Origin of the sequence: Dawidia cretensis (genome assembly GCF_018598175.1) — a bacterium.
In the GTDB taxonomy this organism is placed as follows: Bacteria; Bacteroidota; Bacteroidia; order Cytophagales; family Cyclobacteriaceae; genus Ohtaekwangia; species Ohtaekwangia cretensis.
The window spans coordinates 53,723-76,324 of the sequence record NZ_JAHESE010000018.1 but is presented as its reverse complement, the minus strand read 5'-3'; the positions used below and the strand labels follow the sequence as shown (position 1 = coordinate 76,324).

Here is a 22,602-nt window from a genome sequence, read left to right as displayed (position 1 = left end):
ACCGTGTTTTTTGTTCGGACAAAGCTAAAACGTGCCGGTGCGATAAAATTGTAAAAATGTTTCCTTGGCAATATCAATGAAGTTGGGGTGACGCCGGGTTTGGGGATACCGGTTACACAGTAGCCGGTATTGGTTGGGGGTTAGCCGCGTGCGGCTTTTGAAGTCGTTGATGAAATGTGCCTGGTCGTAGAAGGTGTGCAATGTGCCGAGGTCTTGCTGCGTATTTTGCGATATGGCCTTCAGGTGATGGTCAAACCGGATAATGCCCTGCATTTCCTTTACCGGCGAGCCAAAGTGTTTTAGTACTTCCTGCCACAGGCGTTTACGGGTATAGCCGGTGGCATGGCATAGTTGTGTTACCGTATGGGTCGGCAACGCGTCGGCCAGAAAGGTTATTTTTTTCAGTACGTCCGCGAAGGGTTTTTGCGCTTCACGGGTAAAATGACGTTCGATGGCGACGAAGTTGGCTGCGACGTCATTACGCATTTGCAGTTCTTGCTGCAACGCGGTAAGCGACGTCGGACCCCACGCCTCTGCCGGCAGTGCCGTTTCGTTGGTATCACGGACAGGTACGGAAGTAAAAAAAGGCAGCATACCGTGTTTTACCGCCAGGACATAAAACTCCGGTGTACCGTCGTGGCCGAGATAAAACGGTGTCTGATGTTTGCCGTTGATCCAAACCGTTGCCTTGTTTTCTCTTGGTATGTCGTCTTCAAAAGGACTGGAGGTGTGAAAATTGCCACCGACGTTGATAATGATATTTTGGTATACCCGCTGCAACGCCAGCCCTGTGCCCAGCCCGCGTAAGTATAGGATCACGTACACAAGCTCTTTGAGCGGCCCGGTGGGCACATACGATTGAATGACCGGTAACGCAGGCTCCATGTGTTGGGGAATCCGGGAATATATTTCCGGAAGGTTGGAAATATACTACTATTTCAGACTTTCTGGAAAGGTTGCCAGGCCAGACTGAAAGCCGGCCGGGCACCCTTTGGTTTATAACGTTATTCCTGCCGAAGTGCTTCGCTGGGATTGGTGGTGGCTGCGCGGAAGGAGAGGAAGCTTACCGTACACCAGGCGAGTGCTAACACCGATACGCCGGCGATGATAAAGCTCGTGGGGCCGATGCTGATGCGCTCGGTGAAGTTGATGAGCCAACGCGATACCAGGTAATACGTAATCGGGATGGAGACGGCAAAGGCGATCACAATCAGTCCAATGAATTCGCGGGAGAGAATCAGGATGATTTGGCTCACGGAGGCACCCAACACTTTGCGGATGCTCATTTCTTTTACACGGCGGGCGACGGCAAATGATGTCAGGCCAAACAGTCCCAGGCAGCCTACAAAGATGGCCAGGCCGCTAAAGACGCTGGCTACTTTGCCCAACTGCGCATCGGCCTGGTATAGGTTGTTATAGTCTTCTTCCAGGAAGGAGTAAGTGAATGGATAGGCCGGCGCGATCTGCTTCCATAATTTCTCGACGTCCGATACCAGCGCCGGTGTATTTTCCGATTGGACTTTCAGGGAGATCGTGTTATATGCCTGGCGTCGCAGGGTGAGCAGCAATGGCTCGATGGTTTGGTGCAAGGAGCGGTAGTGAAAGTCTTTGCACACGCCGATGACTGTACCCTTCTTGCCGCTGTGCTCGATCCGTTTGCCAATGGCAGTCTGCAGGGTCCAGCCGAAGTCTTTCATGGCGGTTTCGTTGACGATAAACGCGGTAGTGTCGTCGGCAGGGAAGTCGCGCGAGAAGTTACGGCCGGTCACCCCCGGTATGCCATACGCCGGCAGGAAGTCGTGGTCGATAAAGTTGGTGTTGATGTTGGTAGGGGATAGGTTGCCTTCTTTGGTTTCCAATTGTCCGAAGAGGTTGGTTGTGGCTTCACCCGGAACGCGGTTGGACGCGGTAACCGAAACAACGCCGGGAAGTTTCGAAAACTGATCTTTTACGACGTCTATGCGCTCGCGTATGTCGTTGTTGCCATTCAGGCGCACCAGCAACGTGGCATCTTTGCGAAAGCCCAGGCTGCGGGTGCGGACCAGCTCGAGCTGACTAAACACCAGCAACGTACCCGCGATCAGTGTGATCGAAATAACAAACTGTAATGATACCAGCACGCGGCGGAAAAACTGGTGGCTGAAGAAACCGCGCAGCGAAGGGCGGAAGATCTCCAGCGGCGAGAACCCCGAAATGATCAGCGCCGGATAGATGCCCGAAACAATACCCAGCAGCACAGTCAACGTAGCGAGGCCGCCAACAATGTAATGCACCGGTACCATCGACAGGCTCAGCGTGGTATCCAGCAGCGTATTGAACAATGGCAGCGCGGCCCACCCGATGGCTACGCCCAAGACGGTGGCAAGCAAGCTCACGATCAGGGACTCGCTGAGAAATTGTGCGATCAGTGTGCGGCGATGCGCTCCCAATACTTTGCGTAGCCCTACTTCTTTCAACCGCCGTGACGCGCGCGCCGTGGCCAGGTTTACATAATTGAAGCAGGCAATCACCAGAATAAACAGCCCGATGAAGGAGAGGATATACAGGTTGCTCAGGCTGCCGCGTTTGCCCCTTTCCCACGAGCGTGGGGTTTCTTTCATGTATATGTCGGTCAGCGCCTGCAACGGGAGGTCCTCGTAATACATGTCGCCCTTTTCGACGTTGCGTTCGATGAAGTCTTTCATCTTGGCGCGCAGGCCGGTTACATCGGCACCTTCGCGCAACAAGAGATAGGTATTAAAGCTGTTCCAGAACCAGGCAGTGCGTTCGGCGTTTTTATTATCGATGCTCCACGAGCTGAACGACATCAGCAGGGTGAATGGGAAATGCGAGTTCTCCGGTACATCTTCCATCACACCCGTGACTTTACACATATCGCCGTCTACGTCCAATGTTTGGCCGATGGGATCATCGTTCCCGAAGTAACGTATAGCGGTCTCCCGGGTTAATACTACACTCTTCGGTTCCGTCAGCGCGGTGCGCGCATCGCCGGCAATCAATGGCCAGCTGAATACCTGGAAGACCGTAGAATCAGCGAGTAAGCATGAAGATTCTATGAAAACCACATCGCCGCGTCGTACCACCATGTCGCCACCGACAAATCGCACATAGGCCTCTACTTCCGGAAAGTCTCGTTGCAAGGCAGGCCCCATCGGCGGCGAGCTCGCGGCCTGGAATAACAGCTCATTTTCGGTCTTTAAGTTCTCCACGATGCGGTAAATGCGATTTGCATTCTTGTGATAGCGGTCAAAGCTGCTCTCGTGGTATACATAGAGGGCGATCACCACAAACGAGGCCAGACCAATGGAGAGTCCCAGAATATTGATAATGGAAAACCCCTTGTTTTTGTACAGGTTGCGGATAGCGGCAACGAAGTAGTTTTTGAGCATAGGTGTAATGGGTGGGTATAGGGGAATATACTTGAATTTTTGCTGTTGGTTACAGGGAAGACCGAATTATTATTGAAAACGGATTGGAGTAATACTGTGCGTTAGCGGACGGTTTTAGGGAATACGTTAACTTTTGCGATATACGCAACCCTCTGCTATCTTTAATATTTAGGCGGCTTCTTAAAGGCGATAGCCGTCAATATGCCCATATTTTTAAACAAAAAAGACATGAAATTGATGAGATCGTTTTCGGTATTGTTGCTATTGGCTGCGCTGTGTTTTGCCACATCCTGTGGTAATGATGGCGACCCCGGGCCCGCTGGTGAACAGGGAGAGCAAGGAGATAAAGGTGATAAGGGAGATAAAGGGGATAAAGGCGATAAAGGGGACACGGGAGATACGGGCGAAGACGGCGCCGATGGAAATTCTTCCGTTATCTATTCAGATTGGTTGAATCTTGAATTCTTTCCAGATGGCGGCGAGCCGGCTGGCTATGTTTCATTGATTGATGCTCCTGCGCTTACCGATGCGATAATAAACAGTGGCGATGTGCGGGTATATGTCAATTTGGGCGCAGTCGTAGAGCCCGTTGTGGCTATGCTGCCCTATACATTCAAAAACGGTTCATTCGTACAGGCTACGTTGCTTACGCGGGCCATTCAACTGTATTCCAATCGGGATGCTTCTTCGTATTCGGACGAGAACGGCCTCGTTTTCTTGCAGTATCGTTATGTTATCATTCCGGGCACTGTAGCAGCCAGACAAACAGAGTCGATAAACTGGAATAATTATTCGGAAGTAAAGGCTTATTTGAACCTGGCAGATTAGTTAGCGGTGGATATGAGCCTCCCGGAATCTGGCGCAAATGTTGCGCCAATCCGCCAGTTGACGGAGTAGGCGTGTCACTTGTGCCTGCGCCAATGGGAGTTTGAAGACTCCCATCAGCGGTAAGTACGAGTCGCCTCCCCTTCGGTCAGAAGACTCGCGCCAGATACTTTACGCCATCTTAAATTGCAACGCCACCTTCGGAATCTGATTGAACAACTGGTTCCGTAAGGTATTTGCTTCTTCGAGTTCTTTCTTGCCGGTGGCGGTCAGAAAGAAGATGCGTTTTCTACGCCCGCCGCGTTCCTGGGTGGGGTCGCTCATTTGGGAGGTGACGAGGCCTTTTTCTTCGAGGCGTTTCAGGACGGCGTGGACGGCGCTGATGTTGAGGCTGCGGCCGGTCTGGCGCTCGATCTCGTCCATGACGGCTACGCCATAGGCTTGTTTGTATAGGATGCCGACGGTTAGCAGGATCAGTTCTTCGAGTTCGCCGATGTAAGTTCCTTTCATGATCGTATATACTTCGGGGCTTTATTCATTCTTTAATACTTCGGCCGGGTTGCTGTGCGCGGCACGCCAGGCCTGGTAGCCAATGGTGATAAAGGCAATCGCCGCCGCCGCGACTCCGGCCAGTACAAATAAACTGAAATCAATGTTTACCTGGTAGGCAAATCCCGCGAGCCACTGTTTCAGCAGGAACCACGCCAGCGGGAAGGCCAATACATTAGCCAACAGGATGAGGCTGAAGAACCCCTTCGAAAATAGTAGAAAGATTTGCGTATTGGAGCTTCCCATTACCTTGCGGATGCTCATTTCTTTTTTACGCTGCTCGGCCGTAAAGGTGGACAAGCCAAACAGACCCAGGCACGCGACCAGCATGGAGAGGCCTGAAAAGATCAGCGTAATCTTGCTCATTTTGTTTTCGGCGTGGTATAATTTCTCCAGGTTGCTGTCGAGAAAGAAATACTCGAACGGCCAGCCGGGTATCTGGGCTTTCCATTGTTGCTCCAGGGAGGCAATGGTCTCGGGCACCTGGTTGCCGGTTATACGAACGGCCATGTATTTCATAAAGATCTGGAACGCCTGACTGTTGAGATTGAGGTCCATGACCAGGGGGCGGATGGATTGATGCCGCGAGGCAAAGTTGAAGTCTTTGACCACGCCGATGATGGTACGGTTGGGGCGGGTACCGAATTTCTTGCCGACAGCCGCTTCGTTGGAGCCCCATCCCATTTGTTTCACCAGCGTTTCGTTGACCAGCAACGAGAGCGTGTCGTCCGTGCCGACGTCTTCCGAATAGTCGCGGCCCGCGACGATGGGTATGTCGAATGTTTTGAGGAAGTCGTGCCGCACGTTCATCCGGGGAAACGGTTTGGACTCGGGCATGCCCTCGAATATAAAATTACCTACCTGATGTTTAGAGCCGAGTATTTCTTCCATGGCAGTAACGCTGACCACATTCGCGTTTCGACGGAACTCGGTCCGCAGGGCTTCATACTTTTCGGCGACGGGCGTAAGCATGACGGGCACCATGATCACATTCTCGCGTGCAAAGCCGGTGTCGCTTTTTTGCAGCATATTGAGCTGATCGATTGCTACACCGGTGCCGATCAGCAGCATGATTGACAGTGTAAATTGCAACGTCACCAGTGCTTTGCGAAATATAGCACCCTTCTCCCGGCTTACGTTGGCCTTCAGCGCGGTGATCGGCAAAAATGATGATAATACCACAGCCGGGTACAGGCCGGCCAGTATGCCGACGCCCAGCGGCAGACCCAATAGCAACGCCAGGTAGAATGGCTCCAGCAGCGTGTGTGTGAAAATCGCTTTTTCGGCAAAGGTATTAAAGAAGGGTAGCGCAATAACGACCAGCGCTACGGCGAGCATTGCCGCCAACAAACACAACAGGATCGATTCCATTAAGAACTGCGTGACCAATTGGCCGCGTGGACTGCCCAGCGTTTTACGCATGCCCACTTCCTTGGCGCGCTTGGCCGCGCGTGCTGTACTGAGGTTGATGAAGTTGATGCAGGCGATGAGCAGTACAAACACGGCAATGGAACCAAAGATGTAGATGGTGGACTCGCGGCTGTTGGGCTGGATCTCGTAGTCCATGTGCGAGTGCAGGTGAATGTCTGCCAGCGCCATGAACTCCATCGTGACGTCGTTACGCACCATGTTGGGGAAATATTTTTGTACAAAGGCCGGCATCGCGGTGTGCAGCGTATGTACGGAACCGGGGTCTTTTAGGAGTAAGTATGTCCAGCATGGATTCCAATACCAGCTCGGGGGCAAGTGCCCTTCGTAAAATGATTTGAGCGTCTCAAAGGACACGAGAAAGTCGAATTGGAAGTGTGTGTTGGGCGGGATATCTTTTAGTACGCCGATGATGAGCAGGTTGGTGTTGCCCTGAAATTTCAGATACTTTCCAACCGGGTCTTCGTCCCCGAAATATTTGCGCGCCGCGCTTTCGGTCAGTACCATCGTGTGCGTGTCGTGCAAGGCCGTTTTACGATTGCCTTTGACCAACGGAAAGTCGAATACATCAAAGAAGGACGGTTCCGTAAAGAACAGCCGCGTCTCGTTAAATTCTTTTTTGTTTTTATCGTCGATCGTCGCTACAGCCAGCGTGGGAGCCTGAAAGTTATAGAAACGCACGGCTTGCTCTATCTGTGCATCGTAGTCGTTCAGCAACGCTTCGGCCACCGGAAACGGCTGACTCGCCGAGCGCTCGCCGATGCCGTCCGACTCGAAGATTTCGTGTATGCGATAGATCCGATCGGCCTTGCTGTGCATCCGATCAAAGCTATACTCGTCGTGGATGTAGAGGCTGATCAGGATAAAACAGGCAATGCCAATGCCCAACCCGAAGATGTTGAGAAAGGAATATCCTTTCTGTTTGATGAAGCCTCTTTTAAATACCGAGAAGTAATTGTGCAGCATCATAAGCGAGGAGGGGGATGAGGTTCGTGAACGTTTGATATTAGACCAGCGGAAGAAGCGGAGGATGTTCCACGTAAACTGCAGATCGGCCAGGACACGGCTGTGCATCTTCCGCGTGCGGAAATACATTTCGTACGCATCGCCCTGGATCTCTTCCAGCAGGGTGGGATTGCAGTACCACTCCAGGAAACGGTTGGGCCATTTGGGCGGGGATGTTTGTGCCATGCTTGTTCTACAAACGTGAAAGTAATGGATATGTTTCATGTTTGTAGAACGGATGATTGGATTGTTTGTAAACGGCTGTATTTCAGATATATGGTCAGCGATCTCCCGCTACCAGCAGGGCGGCGCCCATGATACAAATGATAGTGTACCCCTGAAGCTTAAGAACAGCCTGTGGTGCCATCACTTAGCCTGGTAGGCCTTCCAAACGAACGTTATAAGCAAATAGTAATTTGAGATTGAAAGGCGGATCCTCCGTTATCTATTATTTCATCGCATGAAAATAATCAAAATGTATCTTCGGTGAGTCGCAGCAAAAGACCTGCGTGGAGAATATGTTAACGGCCAGCGACAGCATTATTCCCTCCATCGCCTGATACCGGTAATATTTCACGATGGCTGTAAAGAAGGCAAACTTTCGAGAGCCGAATTCCTTAAATGCTCCGGCTTCAAAAAAGCGATAGCCAGGCATGTAATTAAAATTCGTGTGGATGCCCAGATTACCTTTCAGACGAAAGCGCTTGACAAGGCCGAGCGATCCGGACAGTCGCCAGGTGTCGTCGCGCGGAATTTCGTTGTTCAGGCTGATTTGATTGTAACCGGCGCCGACGTCCACTGCGAAACCTGCGGGCAGGTATCTGACCAGCAGCGTACGGTATTGTGTCCAGTGAAAGCCTGCGTCTCGATAGTTAAGCGAACGATAGGATAGAAAGATATTGTGAGCAAGTATACCAAGCTTGCCACGCATGTGTTTACTGATGGAAGCATCCAGACCATCGTTGCCGTCGCCTTTCCAATACTTAAAAGCCGTGAACATCATCCAGTCTTTGCTGCCGATCCCTTGGACCGGCATTACGGCCATGACGCCGGTGCGGGCGTACTTTGCATCGCCATAGTATCCGACGTCCAGACGCATCCGAACTTTGCGGCGGCGCAGTTCGTCGTCTACCGCTTGGTCTATGTGTAGGCTAATGGTGGTTTCTCGCGCGGTGTCCAACGTAACGGTCCTGGTGATGTAGCCGATGAACGATACATGGACTTCTGCCGTGGGTTTATGATATTTCAGGGAAAAGGCTCCGTTCATATCCGCGACGGTCTCATGGACTGTAGGTACATGGGCGACAACTACATTCGCGCCGATAACGTATTCGCCGGTCGTGCTGTCGCGTACGATACCCCGCAATACAAACTGCGCGTTGCAGACACTGAAGACAATAAAAAACAAGAAACAGGTTGTATAAATTCGTTTCATAGGGCGTAGGATTAAGGGCATATCGGTGTGATGCAGACACCGCCTTTTTTCCATACGCTGATGTGCTATTTTTTTTGACCACCGGGCGTTCTTTCCAGCATATAATTTGGCGCCGATGGGGAAGTTGGTGAATGCTTACTCGCGCCGCAGGCGCGCCATTCAATTCTGGCTCACAGACGGGAATTCTAATCCCTTAAGTCCTATAATAAATCGTACCCGTTCGCCAGAATTGCCAGCTACATCGCCAACCATCGCATCATACTGCATGTCGACGACACCATCGGTAGCGATCGCACGCACGCGCTCGACAGCCTGAATACTATCGTTGATATTCCCACCAAACCACAGCGGGTTCCCTTTCTGTCGCCACGTCACTAACCGGTACTCTTCTCCTGGCTGATGCACTCCTGCAGTATCGTGTGCAGCGGCCACCGCGAGCGCGTTACCATACAGCACGGACGTTGTCTGTACCGCTGTATTAAACAATGCGGTAATAATCGCCATGCCAGGCTCCGCATAAATAGCCTCCGGTGCCAATACAGGCCTGTCTGAAGAACCACAAGCCTGTAATAAGAGAAAGGACAAAAACAAAAGTATATTTCTCGTCTTCATAAAATATCGCATACTATATCCGAATTACTCTTTCGTAGGAATATCAAACACAAAACCATTCGAAGACGCCAGCTTGTGGCATTGGTAACATTCGACCGCGAACGTGATCGCCTTACCGTACGGAATCAACTGCGGTGTGTTGAACCGTGCGTAGCCCCAGCCGCCGGTTTCGCGAAACTTCTTGCTGTCGCGGATCATGAGCTGCACGTTGTTAAACTTGCCCGCGTGCACGTTTCCCACGCTGTCCACCGGCTGCTTATCCCATACGACCTTCACAATCTTCGCACCGTCCGGCCACGGGTTAATGGTATTCTTTTCGAGGGCCTTGACGGCAATGTCATTGCCATATATTAATCGCATGGTGCCGTTGTCGAATCGGTTGGTGGATGCAATCACCTTCCAGTTTTTGTAGTCGTCGAAGTAAGCAATGCCATTGATCGATGTCGGTGCGGCTTGCTTCGCGGAGGGTTTGGCGGTGGTATGGGCCACCGGCTTTATCACAGTCGGTTTCGGCTTGTTGGTCAATGCGGTGACATAGCGTTTAAGCGTATTGATCTCTTCATCGGTTACGCGGGCCGAGGGGTGCACCGCTGTATAGCTTGGCAGCGGCATACGGCCCTGGTCGACCATGTTGACGATATACCACAGCTTGCTGAGCTGCTCGCCGTGAGAGAGGCTGTCCCACTGCGAGAAGTTGAGGTGCCCGCGTGCTTCGGCGACGTCGGCCGCCACCTTCCAGGATACCGGGGCGACCTTGTCGTACCAGCGAATGTTGCTTTCGTTGGAATGACAATCGTAGCAGGCATGTTGGAAGATGGTCGTGACGGAGTCGGGGCCGGCGAGCGGGCCGGTAACCGGTGGGTTGGGAATCTCCGGACTCGTGAATTGCAACAGGAGAATAGCGACCGCTATCAGTGACCCTGCCAGGAGCAGGGCCTTGGAGCGTGAGCGGGTGAGACGTTTCATGTGTATAAAAACTACAGCGTTTCGTTTAGCAATGCATTGACGGCGGCTTCAAAGGTTGCTTTATACCTGGTGTGGTATTCACCCGCGCCGGGACCGTAGAAAGAAGTCTGAATGTCGCGCACGACGCCGTTTTTGTCGAGCATGATGGTGGTGGGGAATGCCTTCAGGTCGGTTAATTGAGGCAATGTCTTTTGCGTGCGTTGCGGGTCGCTGGCAGTAGCGCCGGTGATCAGCAGCGGGTATTGTACATCAAACTTTGTTTGGAACTTGCGCAGGCTTTTTTGTGAGCGTGCCGGGTCAGTGCTCAGCTCGTACGCGAGGGCTACGATCTCGACACCGCGATCGCGGTTGCGTTTGTAGTAGTCGCTTAAGAACGCCATCTCGTCCATACAGTTCGGACACCACGAACCCATGATCTGGACAATCACTACTTTTCCTTTGAAGCGGTTGCCGGGCAGCGATACCGTGTTACCGTCCAGGTCCTGGAAGCTGAAAGCCAGCTTGCCGTCATTGCCTTTCTTGACGGTGGTCACGTTTGGTGTAAGCGCTACGTTGGCATCTTTTACCGCCAGCCAGGTTTCAGCAACAGCCTCACCGTTGTAAAATACGCCGGTCATATGGTCGGAGTTGATTTTGGCACGGAGCAGTAACGCGTGACTGCCGTCGAAGGTCGAGAGGAACAACGAGTCGCCGGAGACGACACCGTCGAGGTAGCGATAGTCGGCTGAAGGTGTTAGTACCGAACCAGACAGGGCATTGCCTTGTTGCGTGAAGTCGCCGATAGCGTGACGCTTGGTTTGATTGGCGCGTGTGAATTCGATCTTCCATTTTCCCTGGGCCGGGCGCAGTGCCGCCGTGGCTAAGGGAAAGCGGCTACCGCCTGCTGATGCCGTAAACGGCATTGTCGTTTCTCCCGTCGCGTTCCCGGAAACCCATACGCCACGCAAGCGCTCACGTTGTGTTACCCGCGCTTTAAAGTACGACTCAAACACGGGCATGCGGATGACCACCGAGTCTTGCGTGAATACCGGGTCTTCGGTTTTGACACGCTCCGTGCCGTTTACAATGTAGACGCTGGTTTTGTTTGATTGGCGAACGACTTCGAATATGAACGGTATGGTGCGGCCGTCTTTGCGTTGCAGCATGGCGCGCCAGCGGCCGGGTTTCATGTCGGTTTGGGCGAGTGTGGTGAACGATAGGGTTACTAAAAGGCCGAGGAGTAGTGCGGGACGTGTCATGGTTGATATAGTATATTTTATAGTATCTGTTTATTCTATGCGAGACTGGCGCCATGGTGGGCACCCCGATGGGATCGGGGCGCCAGCCAGTGACTATGGGGTTATACTAATTCGATGGTTACGGCGATGTTGCCGCGTGTGGCCTTGGAGTAGGGACATGTTTGGTGCGCGGCTTCGATCAGCTGTACGGCAGTTTCTGTTTCCAGTCCGGGCAGGCTTACGTATAATCGTGCTTGCAGGAAGAATGCGTTGTCGGTGGTGCCGAGGTCTACTTCTGCGTCGACGGCAACGTCTTTGGGCAGGGCGATGTGCAGCGTGCGGGCGGCGTGGCCTATGGCCCCGATAAAACAAGCGGACCAGCCGGCGGCAAACAGTTGCTCGGGGTTTGTGCCCAGGCCTTTGCTGCCGGGAGGGGACAGTTTGATGTCCAGGTGACCGTCGTCGCTGTGTGCGGCACCGTCGCGGCCGCCAGTGGTGCGGGTCTTGCCGGTATAGAGTACGTTTTCGATGGGGGTGATACCCGAAGAGAGCGAATAATGTTTAATGGTTTCCATAAAGTGTATAAGTTGAATTGTATTTTTTTGGTTCTGTTACCGCCGCTTATTGCGTTGGTGTTGCAAAGAGAACGCGTCGGCGCCGCCCGGGTTGACAAAATTCCCGTGGGGTAGGCAAATCGGGGGGTGAGTTAGACAATGACCTGCGGCAGCCTGACCTGCCCCAGGCCTGTCCGGTTGGCGGTAGCCCGCGCCGGATTCGCGGTCGATATTGCCGGATCCGGCTACCCTGCATGTTGAATAATGGTGCTCTGTACGGTATTTTTAGCAGATATTTGCCGGTCCAGGCCCACAGCACCGCAGGTACAACCATCCGAATGAATACAAAGTCTTTTAAGATATCGCACAAAGTCATCTGGCTCAGCTCCATCTGCCTGGGTATCCTGACGTCGGTGCCCAAGTTTGCCGAGCATCATTTTAATCCCTACGAGGCGCTGGTCAACGCCGTCCTTACGGCGCTGTTTGCCATTTTTATATGGTATTACAACATTGCGACCATGCCGGCGTACACGTCGCGCGACGTGGCCCACGGCTTCTCGGTCATGCGGCTGACCAAAAGCCTGGGCGTGGGCATGGTGGTGATGTTCCTGCTGGCGTGTGCACAGCAGTATTTATTGTCGCACCTGCACTTTGGCTCCATGATGCTGATGATTGAGATCCGTGGCATCCTGGTCAACCTGACCTTTTATATGTTCCTGCACATGGTGCAGCAAAGCTACCAGAACCAGCAGGTAGGTATTGAGTTGGAGCGCATCAAGATGGACAACCTGGGTGCCCAGTACGAGCTGTTGCGCCAGCAGGTAAACCCGCATTTCCTGTTCAATAGCCTGAATACATTAAAGTACATGGTCGAAACCGGCGATCAGCACGCCGGTGACTTTATCCTGAAGCTGTCGGACTTCTATCGTTTTACGTTAGAGAATCGGAAGCTGGACCTCATTCGCCTGTCCGAAGAATTGGAGATATTGCAGGCCTATATGTTCCTGCTCAAGGCCCGCTTCGAAGAAGGTATAGACCTGGAGATCCGTATTGCCAACGAGCACCGGGCCTCGCTCGTGCCGCCGTTTACACTTCAACTGTTGGTGGAGAACTGCATCAAACACAACGTCGTGTCGCTGGACAAGCCGTTGCAGATAAGCGTCTACTCAGAGGGGGACTGGCTGGTCGTCGAAAACGGCCTGCAGCGCAAGCGTACGCCCGAGTCGTCTACGGGGGTGGGCCTCGAAAACATCAATCAACGGTATATGCACCTGTTAGATCAAAAGATAGAGATCCAGGCTACCGATACTATTTTCCGAATCAAACTTCCCGTCGTGCATGAAAATCCTCATCGTTGAAGACGAGCTCAAGGCAGCCAAGTCCCTGGCAACGCTGATCAGCGCGTTGCGGCCCAACGCTCTGATCGTAGGGCAGCTGCAGAGCGTCGAGCGCGCCATCGACTACCTCACACACAACCCCCAACCTGAATTGATCTTCATGGACATTCAGCTGGCCGACGGGTTGTGCTTCGAGATCTTCAAGGCTGTGCGCGTACAATGTCCCGTCGTCTTCTGTACCGCCTTTGGCGAATATACCATGGACGCCATCAAAGCCAACGGCATTGACTACCTTCTAAAACCCTTTTCCCGTCAGGACCTCCAACTGGCCTTCGAGAAGGTAGAAAGCTTCCGCAACTTCTTTCAACAACACGGCCAGCAGCTCGACCTCGAAGGCCTGCTAAAAAAGATTGGTGTGGACGAAGGAAAGAAGAGCTTCCTGGTATTTAAGAGTAACAAATATACTACGGTCCAGACGGATCAGATCGCCTTCCTTTACATCCGCAACGAGCTGTCTACCATTGTTACCTTTCAAGGGCAGGAGTATACAATCGATCAGTCATTGGACCAACTGCAGGCGTCGCTTTCGGCGAATCAGTTTTACCGGCTTAACCGGCAGTACCTGGTGAACTTTAGTGCCATTAAAGAAGTGGAGCACTACTTTGCGCGGAAGCTGTTTGTGAAACTGGCTGTTCCTACACCGGATAAGCTACTGATTGGGAAAGAGAAGACCAGTGGATTTCTGGCGTGGTTGGAAAATCGTTGATCGGACTTTTTATTCTAATCGCGTAGGGGCCACGCCAAACTTCTTTTTAAACGCAAACGAGAAATGCGAGAGATCTTCAAATCCTAAATCAAGGTATATCTCCGAAGGCTTCTTTCCTTGTTCATGAATCAAAAAACGCGCTTCCTGTAGACGACGTTGGATCAGCCAGCGACTTGGGGTCTGCTGAAAGATACCGGCAAACTCTTTCTTAAAAACCGACAGGCTTCGACCCGTGAGATAGGCGAAGCGCTCGATGCTCACGTTGAACTTGTAGTTCCGGTTCATGAACGCTTCGAGGTCGATTTTCTCCGGGGCGCCAAAGTCGAAGAGGATGGAAGCCAGTGTTGGGTCGGATTGTAAGAGGATTAATAGTAGCTCTTCGCGTTTGACCTGGGCAAAGGTTTCGTCGATCTTTCCGCCGGGGGTATAATACGGCATCAACGACTGAAGGAAGGCAGGCACCCGGTCGTTGGGTTGTAGCCGGAAAAATGCCTCGTGGTTGGACGCGGCGGCATCGGGTGTATGATGACGCTGTTGGAACAAACGCAGGAAGGCGGTGTCGAAGATGACGACGACCTTTTCAAAGGTATCGTTGTCTCTGATCTTTGTATAGCGAGCCAGGTGGTTTTTGCGCACGATGCAATATTCACCGGGGTGTAGGGTATAATGTGCGTGGCCATCATATCCGTGCAGGGTGCCTTTGGCCAGGTATAAAAAGAAATGCTCGGCTATAAATTGTTCCGGTGAAATTTGCGGACCGAGATAGCACGATGTGATTTGGTTTGCCTTCGTCAGCATACGTCAAAGATACTAAATATTAGGCGATGAGATCAAAGGCTACCATGCTTTCGGCGGCCGCTAGTACGGCCTCCTGATTATTGCGGGGCTTCCATTGCAGCAGTGTGCGGGCCTTTTCGTTGCTGGCATTCTTACGTTGCCCGAGCTGTGGCGCAATATTCCGCGCTCCTGCACTAAACCACGCCGCGACGCGCACGACCCAGTCGGGCATGGTGCGCGTCGATACGTTCTGTGCGGCGTTGCCAAGCTGACGCTTCAGCAGGTCCGCTACTTCCGGCAACGTCATTGTGCCGCCGGCGAGCGCCAGAAAGCGTTGGCCGTTGGCGTCGGGATGTACCATGGCACGCAGGTGCAAGTCGGCGACATCCCGTACGTCGACAATGCCGAGGGTGATCTTCGGAATGGCTTTGAGCGAACCGTCGAGTATACGTTTTAATAATATAAAGGCACTCGACATATCGCGCCCCAGCGTAGGGCCGAATATAGCCATGGGGTTGATGGCGGCCAGCTCCAGGTCACCGCCTTCTTGTTTGATGAAGTCCCAGGCCGCACGCTCGGCCAATACTTTCGAGCGCAGGTACGCAGAGAGGTGTTTATCCTTCGGATCTGTCCAGCAAGATTCGGTAATAGGTGTATTGACGTCCCGGTGGCTATAGCCCACGGCTGCGAACGACGATGTTAGCACGACACGCTTTACGCCTGCGTCGCGCGCTATACGCAACACCCGTAGCGTGCCTTCTACGGCCGGTCGGATTGTTTCGTCCTCGTCTTTCGGGACGGCCAGGGAGATTGGTGAGGCTACGTGTAGCACATACGTGCAGCCTTGTGTGGCTTCGCGCCAGTTCCTGTCGTCCATGAGATCGCATTGATAAAAGGAGATGTTGTGGTGGTGGGGTGTGATGCCGGCTACTTTTAGCATGTCTAATACTTCCTGCTTGCGGTCCATGTTACGTAGCGTTGTTTTGACCGTATATCCCTGGTGGAGTAGTTGCGCCAGGCAGTGTACGCCGACGAAGCCGCTGCCGCCGGTAACGAGGACTGATATTCCCTTGTTGTGGGTGTTCATGTTCTGTTGTGTTTGATGGTTCAAAATTCTATACAAAACGGCAGGGTGGCTTTGTTGAAAAGTTTGATGTTGCTTTGTTGAGAGGCTTGGTTGTCAGCCTTTGATCTTGTTCAGGATCATTTCAAACGATTGAATCTGGTATTTCTCCTATAAATTCCCGTAATTCCACGGACCGCGATTCCAGTTAAACCGATATTGCCGTGCCGTGTTACCGAAAACCGATTTCCAGATTCCTGGCTTTGTTTTGCCTGCTGTTACCGGCGTGGGGTTGGGCGCAGCAGTCGGATCACTTTCGCCACATCGGGCGCAGTGAAGGGCTTTCGCAAAGCAACGTCACCTGTATCTTGCAAGACTACAAGGGGTTTATGTGGTTTGGCACGCGTGACGGACTCAACCACTATGATGGTTATACGATCACCGTCTACCGCCACGATCCTGCCAACCCGCGCAGCCTTTCGCACAATTATATTCGCGCGCTGTATGAGGACAACCAGCATCGTCTGTGGATCGGTACCGACGAAGGACTGAATCTATATAACCGCACTACCGACGACTTCACCAGGTTCTTACCCGATCCGCAAAACCCCGTGAGCATCAGCTCCGGCAACATACGGGCTATTACGCAAGACAAACACCAACGGCTCTGGATCGGTACCGGTGGCGGTGGGCTCAACCGCTTTGATCCCGAACAAAACACTTTCTATACCTATCGGCATGATCCGCGCAGCGGCCGCTCCATTAGCAGTGACCAGATCGAAGATATACTGGAAGACCCCAGCGGTGCACTGTGGGTCGCGACGTGGAATGCCGGCCTGAATAAACTTGACCCCGCGACGGGCATCTTCGAACGGTATATGCACGATCCCGATCATGTGCAAACCCTCACGTCCGACAAGCTCAAAAAGCTCTACTTAGACCGACGGCAAGACCTTTGGATCGGCACCACCGAAGGTGGACTTAACCGCTATGACCGCCGCACGAACACATTCGCCGCCATCCGTGCTACCGCGTCCACGGCAGGCCTCAACAATAATGATGTCTTATCCATCGTCGAAGATGCGCGTGGCAACTTATGGGTCGGCACGCAGAACGGAGGCATTAATATACTCGACGCCAATCGGCAAAGCCTGCGCTATATCCACGAAGGCCCTAACCCCGAGGACCTCAACAACGGCTCCATCTATACGCTTTACCGTGACCGCCAGGGCGACATCTGGGTGGGGACCTTTAGTGGTGGTGTAAATTACTACAACAGCGCGCCGCCACGTTTTCACCATTTGCCCGCCGGCAATATCCTATCGGTGTACGAAGATCCTCACGAAACGTTATACCTCGGTACCGACGGCAATGGCTTGACCGTCTATGATCGGCACCAACATGCCACCCACCTGCGCCACCGCCCTGATGACAAACAAAGCATTGGCAGCAACTACCCCTTGTGCTTGTTTGAAGATCATGCCGGTCAGCTGTGGGCTGGGTGCTTTTACGGAAAGGCTTCCATGCTCCGCGCGGACTCACGCACCTTCTACACGCCACCCTTTACCATCGATGTAAAACACGTCGCGGTGATCGGGGAGGACTCTATCACGGGTAAGCTTTGGATGGGCACCTGGGGCGAGGGCTTAGTGGTATATGATCCGCGCATGAACACGTGGAAACAGTACTTACCCGAAGCAGGCAACGACAAAAGCATCAGCCATACGCTGATCTTCGCGATCTACCAGGATGGCCGCGGCGACCTTTGGATTGGCACCGAAGGCGGCGGCCTCAACCGCTACAACCGCGCGACCGATGACTTCACGCGCTTTGCTTACAGCCGCCCGCAGCACGGCAGCCTGGGCAACAACATCGTCAACGTGATCTATGAGGATGCGCGTGGTAACTTGTGGGTGGGTACGCAAGGCGGGCTTAACCGCCTGGATCGGGACACCGGTCAGTTTGAAAATTATACTACCCGCGACGGATTGGCTAACGATGTAGTGCAGTCGATCGAGGAGGATCACCATGGCCGGCTATGGCTAGGCACCAACAAGGGCATTTCCCGGTTTGATCCTGGCACTAAAACCTTTCGCAATTATGAAGTAGCCGAGGGAACACAACACAATGCTTTCAACCGGCAGTCGTCGTGTAAGAACCGCGCCGGTAGGTTGTACTTTGGTGGTATCAACGGACTCAGTTATTTTCACCCCGATAGCCTGACCGATAGTCCGGTGCATCCGCCGGTGTATTTCACCGAGCTGCAGGTCTTTAATAAACCCGTCAGCTTCCGCGAGAAGGACGGCCCCCTGGCACAGCCGTTACCGGAAGCCCAGGTGGTGACGCTGTCGTACGATCAGTCGGTCTTCTCCTTTGAATTTGTTGCCATCGATTACACGGCACCGGGTAAAAATCAATACGCGTATACGTTGGATGGCTTCGACAAAGACTGGAACGAGACTGGCACGCAACGCAAAGCTACCTACACCAACCTGGATCCGGGCGAGTATACCCTGCATGTAAAGGCCACCAACAGCGATGGCGTCTGGAATACGGAAGGCAACTCCCTGCGCATTATCATTACGCCACCGTTCTGGCAAACGTGGTGGGCGCGTGCGGTATATGGATTGCTCCTGGCAGGAGCGATCTTCGCGTTGCGCCTGATCGTGGTACAGCGCCTGCGTGTGCGTAATCAGTTGGAGATGGATCAGATCAAGTTGCGTTTTTATGCCAACATCTCGCACGAGTTTCGTACGCCGCTCACACTTATGCTGGGGCCGCTTAGCCAGGTGGTGGCGACGACAGAGGAAGGCTCGCGCAACCACCAGATGTTGCAGTTGGTGCAGAAGAATAGTCAGCGCCTGCTCAAGCTGATTAATCAGCTGATGCACATCTATAAGCTGGACGCAGGCTTTATGAAGCTGGCGGTCACAAAGGGCGATCTCGGGGCATTTGTCCGCAGCCTTTGCGAGACGTTTCAATTCGATGCGGAGAAACGGAACATTCAATTTACCGTGACGGCGCCGGCGCACGAAGGATATTACTTCGATGCCGACAAACTGGAGAAAATCCTGCTCAACGTACTCTCCAATGCTTTCAAACATACACCCGATCACGGACATATTACGCTGACGTTACTATTAACTGACACGGATCCTCGCGGCACCTGGAGACGCCAATCCTACGCGCACATCGCCATCACCAATAGCGGTCGGGCTATACCCGAAAGTTATCGTGAAAAGATCTTCGACCCTTTCTTCCGCATCGAGCAAGACGAGCAGAGTACACCGGGTACCGGCCTCGGGCTTTCCCTGGCGCGCCAGCTGGCCCGCTTGCACAAGGGCGACATCGTACTCGCCAACACCGGTGACAACTGTACAACCTTCGCGGTATGGCTACCGGTCGACGCGGCAGCATTTGCCCGGCACGAGCATGCCCCGCAAGATCATCCCGCGGAGCTGTCCGAGGCAGCGATCACTCCCGAAGCCCGATTGTCTGCCATACCGGATACTCCTGACGGAACACGCCCCATACTACTGGTGGTGGAGGATAATCCCGACATTCGTCGGTTTATCCGTCTGCATTTTGAGAATGTCTTCCAGGTGGAGGAGGCCCATCATGGCGAGGAAGGTCTGGTGCAGGCGCGCAACCTGCTACCCGACATCATCCTCAGCGACGTCATGATGCCGGTTATGGACGGCGTCACATTGTGTACGCGCATTAAGCATGATATACTGACGAGCCACATTCCCGTCGTGCTGCTTACGGCGCGCGGCGACGAAGCCTTGCAGCTCCGGGCCTTTCGCGAGGCCCTGGCGGACGACTACATTGTCAAGCCCTTTCAGCCCCACGTGCTGCTGGCGAAGCTCGTCAACATTCTCACGTTGCGCGAGAATCAAAAGCGGAGATATTATCGCGACTTCATCACCAACCCGACAGCACCCGCTACGCTCGACGACAACTTTCTGCAACGAGCGGTGGCGGTTGTCGAGCAACACATCGACAATCCCGACTTCGATATTGAAAAATTCTGCCGCGAGCTCGCCCTCAGCCAGACTAATTTGTACCGCAAACTGCAAAGCCTGTTGGGTGTGTCAGGCAACCAGTTCATTCGCGACATCCGCATGAAGCGCGCCGTGCAGTTACTGGCAACAGAACAGTATGCGGTGCACGAGATCGCCGCACGCGTGGGGTTTGCGGATGCGAAGTATTTCAGCAAAGCTTTTAAGAAACAGTTTGGTGTGTTGCCTTCTGCGTACCGCAACATCGGACAGTCTGTCCCTACTTCCGCACAAATGCAATAGCAAGGCAAATTGGAAGGTTTTTCCACCTTTAATACCGGTTTTTCTCCCTACCGCGGTCGCGTCCTGCCTTACTTTTAATGAGTCGCCGCGGCCGCTTGTACATACGCTGCCCGGCGCTACCAACACTCTTTGTTCCACTAAATCTTCAGTACGATGACCAGACGACTGTACCCACTTCACGCATGCCTGTTTGCGCTTGCCCTGATCGTAAGCGTAGTCAGTGCCCAGGCACAAAAGCCCTGGCTGCACATTGATGGCAACCAGATCAAAGACCCGGCCGGAAACCCCGTCACGTTGCGGGGCGTGTCCGTATTACCGAGCGAGCACCACAACGAATGCACCACGTGTAACAACAAACCGATGAGCGAAATGATCGCCTGGCAGGCCGATGGCAGCCGCGGATGGTATTCGCGCGTGCTGCGACTACCCGTCACGACGGCCAAGGTAAAAGACCCCGCCACCAGCTTTGCCACGCACATCGACCCGTATGTGCAGCAGGCCATCGCCCTCAACCAATATGTTATTGTCGACCTGCACCTGGTCAGCAATTACGACGTCAACGGCTCGGGTGGCGTGAAACAACAATTCGTGATGGACTTCTGGAAGTACGTGGCGCCGCGCTATGCGAATACCCCTAACGTGATCTTCGAGATCTTCAACGAGCCGGTCAACCCCGACAACTGGACGTCGTGGAAAAACTACATCCAGCCCGTGATTGACAGCATCCGCGCGGTGGCCCCCAACAACCTCATCCTGGTGGGCAGCCCGCAGTGGAGCACACGCGTAAACAGCGCCGTGACCAATCCACTCACCGGTGGCAACCTGGTCTATGTATACCACATTTATCCCAACCAGGGTGCGGCCACGGCGGCAAACCTGAACACCAAGTTTGGCAACGCGGCCAATACCATCCCCGTGATGCTCACGGAGTTTGGCTGGAACCAGGATCCCAACTATTCCGACGGTGTGACGTTTGGCACAACCGGCGGCTGGGGCACACCCTTCCGGAATTATATCGATGCTCACCCCTGGATCAGCTGGCAAGGATGGATCTTTGACAACTTCTGGAAGCCTCAATTCTTTGACTGGAACTGGAACCTGATGTCGGGTGAGAATCAGGGTCGCTTTATGCAGAACTGGCTTTTTGAATTACAAAACCACAACCAACCCGGCGGGGCGGGCGGCATTGGCACACAAACGCCCTATGCCACGCACACCATACCGGGCCGCATTCAGACCGAAGATTTTGATATCGGCGCCCAGGACGTCGCCTATCACGACACCGACCTCGGCAACAACGGGAATAGTTACCGCAGCACCGACGTAGACCTCGGTACTACCACCGATATCGGCGGCGGCTATGTCGTAGGCTATACTATGAACGGCGAGTGGCTGGAATATACCCTTGGCTCGGTCGCTGCCGGCAACTACAATATCGGTATACGTTCTGCCAGCGCCAGCAGCAACGCCGGCAAAAACATTACGGTAAAGTTGGACGGCGTAACGCTGGGCACCGTCACGCCGAACAACACCGGTGCGTGGGAAACGTGGGAGACGCTTGCGTTGAACAACATCAGCATAGCCGGCGGCAGCAATAAAGTACTGCGGCTGGAAATTGCCGGTGGTAGCTTCAATCTCAATTATATCGAGTTTACGCCGGTGGGTCTGATGTCGACGCTCTACGAGGCAGAGACTACGAGCCGTTGGTCGAGTGGTGCTTCGAATACGGTCGTCGCACAGGCGCAAGCCAGTGGTGGCAACCTGGTGCGTGTATCGGCCGATGGCGTGGGTGACTTTGTGGAGTATACCTACACGCACACCGGCATGAAAAACTATGACGTATACCTGGGCTTCCGGGCGGGACCTGATCAGGGGACTGGCCAGGTTTATAAGGATGGCGCGGCGTATGGATCTGTATTCGATCTCTACAGTCCCACAACGGTGTATAAAGAAGTGCTGGTTGCTAATCTTACGTTTTATACCGGACAGCAGAAGGTACGTTTTACGGTGGCGGGGAAGAATACCAGCAGTACGGGGTATCAGTTCACGCATGACTACATCAAGCTGGTGGACCATGCTACGACGTTAAATGCCGGTAGTGCCTTGCGCCAGGGAGCAGGGCCGTCGTTGATTCAGGTGTTTCCGAATCCGGCGACGACGGTGTTGAAGGTAAATGGCGTACCGGAAGATGCGGCGATTACGATTCGGGATGCTACGGGGAATCTACGGTTGTCGCAGCAAGCGGAGGGTAATGATACGTCGATTGACGTTCAACGTCTGCGGCCCGGTTTGCATATACTGCGGGTGGTGTACGGGGATGAGGTGTTTACGTATACCTTCCTGAAAGAATGATGTGATGTGTGTTTACAAAAAGG

General features: G+C 53.3%; 16 protein-coding genes. 5 read left to right on the top strand and 11 right to left on the bottom strand.

What is annotated here, in order from left to right; genetic code table 11:
* Positions 1-24: 24 nt before the first annotated feature.
* Both KK062_RS17270 and KK062_RS17265 read right to left on the bottom strand, forming a co-directional pair.
* Positions 25-885 (bottom strand): helix-turn-helix domain-containing protein, encoded by an 861-nt coding sequence (locus KK062_RS17270; protein ID WP_254085582.1) that lies wholly within the window; start codon positions 883-885, stop codon positions 25-27.
* Between the two features lie 119 nt (positions 886-1,004).
* On the bottom strand, positions 1,005-3,389 hold the full coding sequence (locus KK062_RS17265; protein WP_254085581.1) for an ABC transporter permease: 2,385 nt from the start codon (positions 3,387-3,389) through the stop codon (positions 1,005-1,007).
* Between the two features lie 228 nt (positions 3,390-3,617).
* Here KK062_RS17265 and KK062_RS17260 point away from each other — a divergent pair, with 228 nt between their 5' ends.
* Positions 3,618-4,217, top strand: coding sequence for a hypothetical protein (locus KK062_RS17260; protein ID WP_254085580.1), 600 nt, complete (start codon positions 3,618-3,620; stop codon positions 4,215-4,217).
* 168 nt (positions 4,218-4,385) lie between these two features.
* Here KK062_RS17260 and KK062_RS17255 read toward each other — a convergent pair whose 3' ends face one another.
* The 7 genes from KK062_RS17255 to KK062_RS17225 form a co-directional block, all read right to left on the bottom strand.
* Positions 4,386-4,724, bottom strand: coding sequence for a PadR family transcriptional regulator (locus KK062_RS17255; protein ID WP_254085579.1), 339 nt, complete (start codon positions 4,722-4,724; stop codon positions 4,386-4,388).
* Positions 4,725-4,745: 21 nt separating this feature from the next.
* The gene (locus KK062_RS17250; RefSeq protein ID WP_254085578.1) at positions 4,746-7,382 is read right to left on the bottom strand and encodes an ABC transporter permease; all 2,637 of its coding nucleotides are present in this window, start codon (positions 7,380-7,382) and stop codon (positions 4,746-4,748) included.
* 262 nt (positions 7,383-7,644) lie between these two features.
* Positions 7,645-8,631, bottom strand: coding sequence for a carboxypeptidase-like regulatory domain-containing protein (locus KK062_RS17245; RefSeq protein ID WP_254085577.1), 987 nt, complete (start codon positions 8,629-8,631; stop codon positions 7,645-7,647).
* Positions 8,632-8,790: 159 nt separating this feature from the next.
* A complete protein-coding gene (locus KK062_RS17240; RefSeq protein WP_254085576.1) occupies positions 8,791-9,135 on the bottom strand; it encodes a hypothetical protein in 345 nt (114 codons plus the stop codon).
* Between the two features lie 132 nt (positions 9,136-9,267).
* A complete protein-coding gene (locus KK062_RS17235; protein ID WP_254085575.1) occupies positions 9,268-10,209 on the bottom strand; it encodes a heme-binding domain-containing protein in 942 nt (313 codons plus the stop codon).
* Positions 10,210-10,220: 11 nt separating this feature from the next.
* Positions 10,221-11,447 carry a peroxiredoxin family protein gene (locus KK062_RS17230; protein WP_254085574.1) on the bottom strand — a complete coding sequence of 409 codons (1,227 nt, stop codon included), beginning with the start codon at positions 11,445-11,447 and terminating at the stop codon, positions 10,221-10,223.
* A 101-nt stretch (positions 11,448-11,548) separates the two neighbouring features.
* Positions 11,549-12,001: an organic hydroperoxide resistance protein gene (locus KK062_RS17225; protein WP_254085573.1), complete on the bottom strand. Its 453-nt coding sequence runs from the start codon at positions 11,999-12,001 to the stop codon at positions 11,549-11,551.
* A 317-nt stretch (positions 12,002-12,318) separates the two neighbouring features.
* On the opposite strand from KK062_RS17225, the gene KK062_RS17220 reads away from it, so the two are divergent.
* Together KK062_RS17220 and KK062_RS17215 are read left to right on the top strand one after the other, a co-directional pair.
* A complete protein-coding gene (locus KK062_RS17220) occupies positions 12,319-13,338 on the top strand; it encodes a sensor histidine kinase (protein ID WP_254085572.1) in 1,020 nt (339 codons plus the stop codon).
* A complete protein-coding gene (locus KK062_RS17215) occupies positions 13,319-14,083 on the top strand; it encodes a LytR/AlgR family response regulator transcription factor (protein ID WP_254085571.1) in 765 nt (254 codons plus the stop codon). The genes KK062_RS17220 and KK062_RS17215 overlap by 20 nt, the downstream gene beginning before the upstream one ends.
* A gap of 9 nt (positions 14,084-14,092) precedes the next feature.
* Here the strand turns inward: KK062_RS17215 and KK062_RS17210 are convergent, their stop codons facing one another.
* Entirely contained in the window at positions 14,093-14,881 is a 789-nt protein-coding gene (locus KK062_RS17210; protein WP_254085570.1) for a helix-turn-helix domain-containing protein, read from the bottom strand.
* A 19-nt stretch (positions 14,882-14,900) separates the two neighbouring features.
* The gene (locus tag KK062_RS17205) at positions 14,901-15,947 is read right to left on the bottom strand and encodes an SDR family oxidoreductase (RefSeq protein ID WP_254085569.1); all 1,047 of its coding nucleotides are present in this window, start codon (positions 15,945-15,947) and stop codon (positions 14,901-14,903) included.
* Between the two features lie 200 nt (positions 15,948-16,147).
* On the opposite strand from KK062_RS17205, the gene KK062_RS17200 reads away from it, so the two are divergent.
* The gene (locus tag KK062_RS17200) at positions 16,148-20,227 is read left to right on the top strand and encodes a two-component regulator propeller domain-containing protein (RefSeq protein ID WP_254085568.1); all 4,080 of its coding nucleotides are present in this window, start codon (positions 16,148-16,150) and stop codon (positions 20,225-20,227) included.
* A 153-nt stretch (positions 20,228-20,380) separates the two neighbouring features.
* Complete coding sequence (locus KK062_RS17195; RefSeq protein ID WP_254085567.1) at positions 20,381-22,579, top strand: cellulase family glycosylhydrolase; 2,199 nt, start codon at positions 20,381-20,383, stop codon at positions 22,577-22,579.
* Positions 22,580-22,602 lie beyond the last annotated feature (23 nt).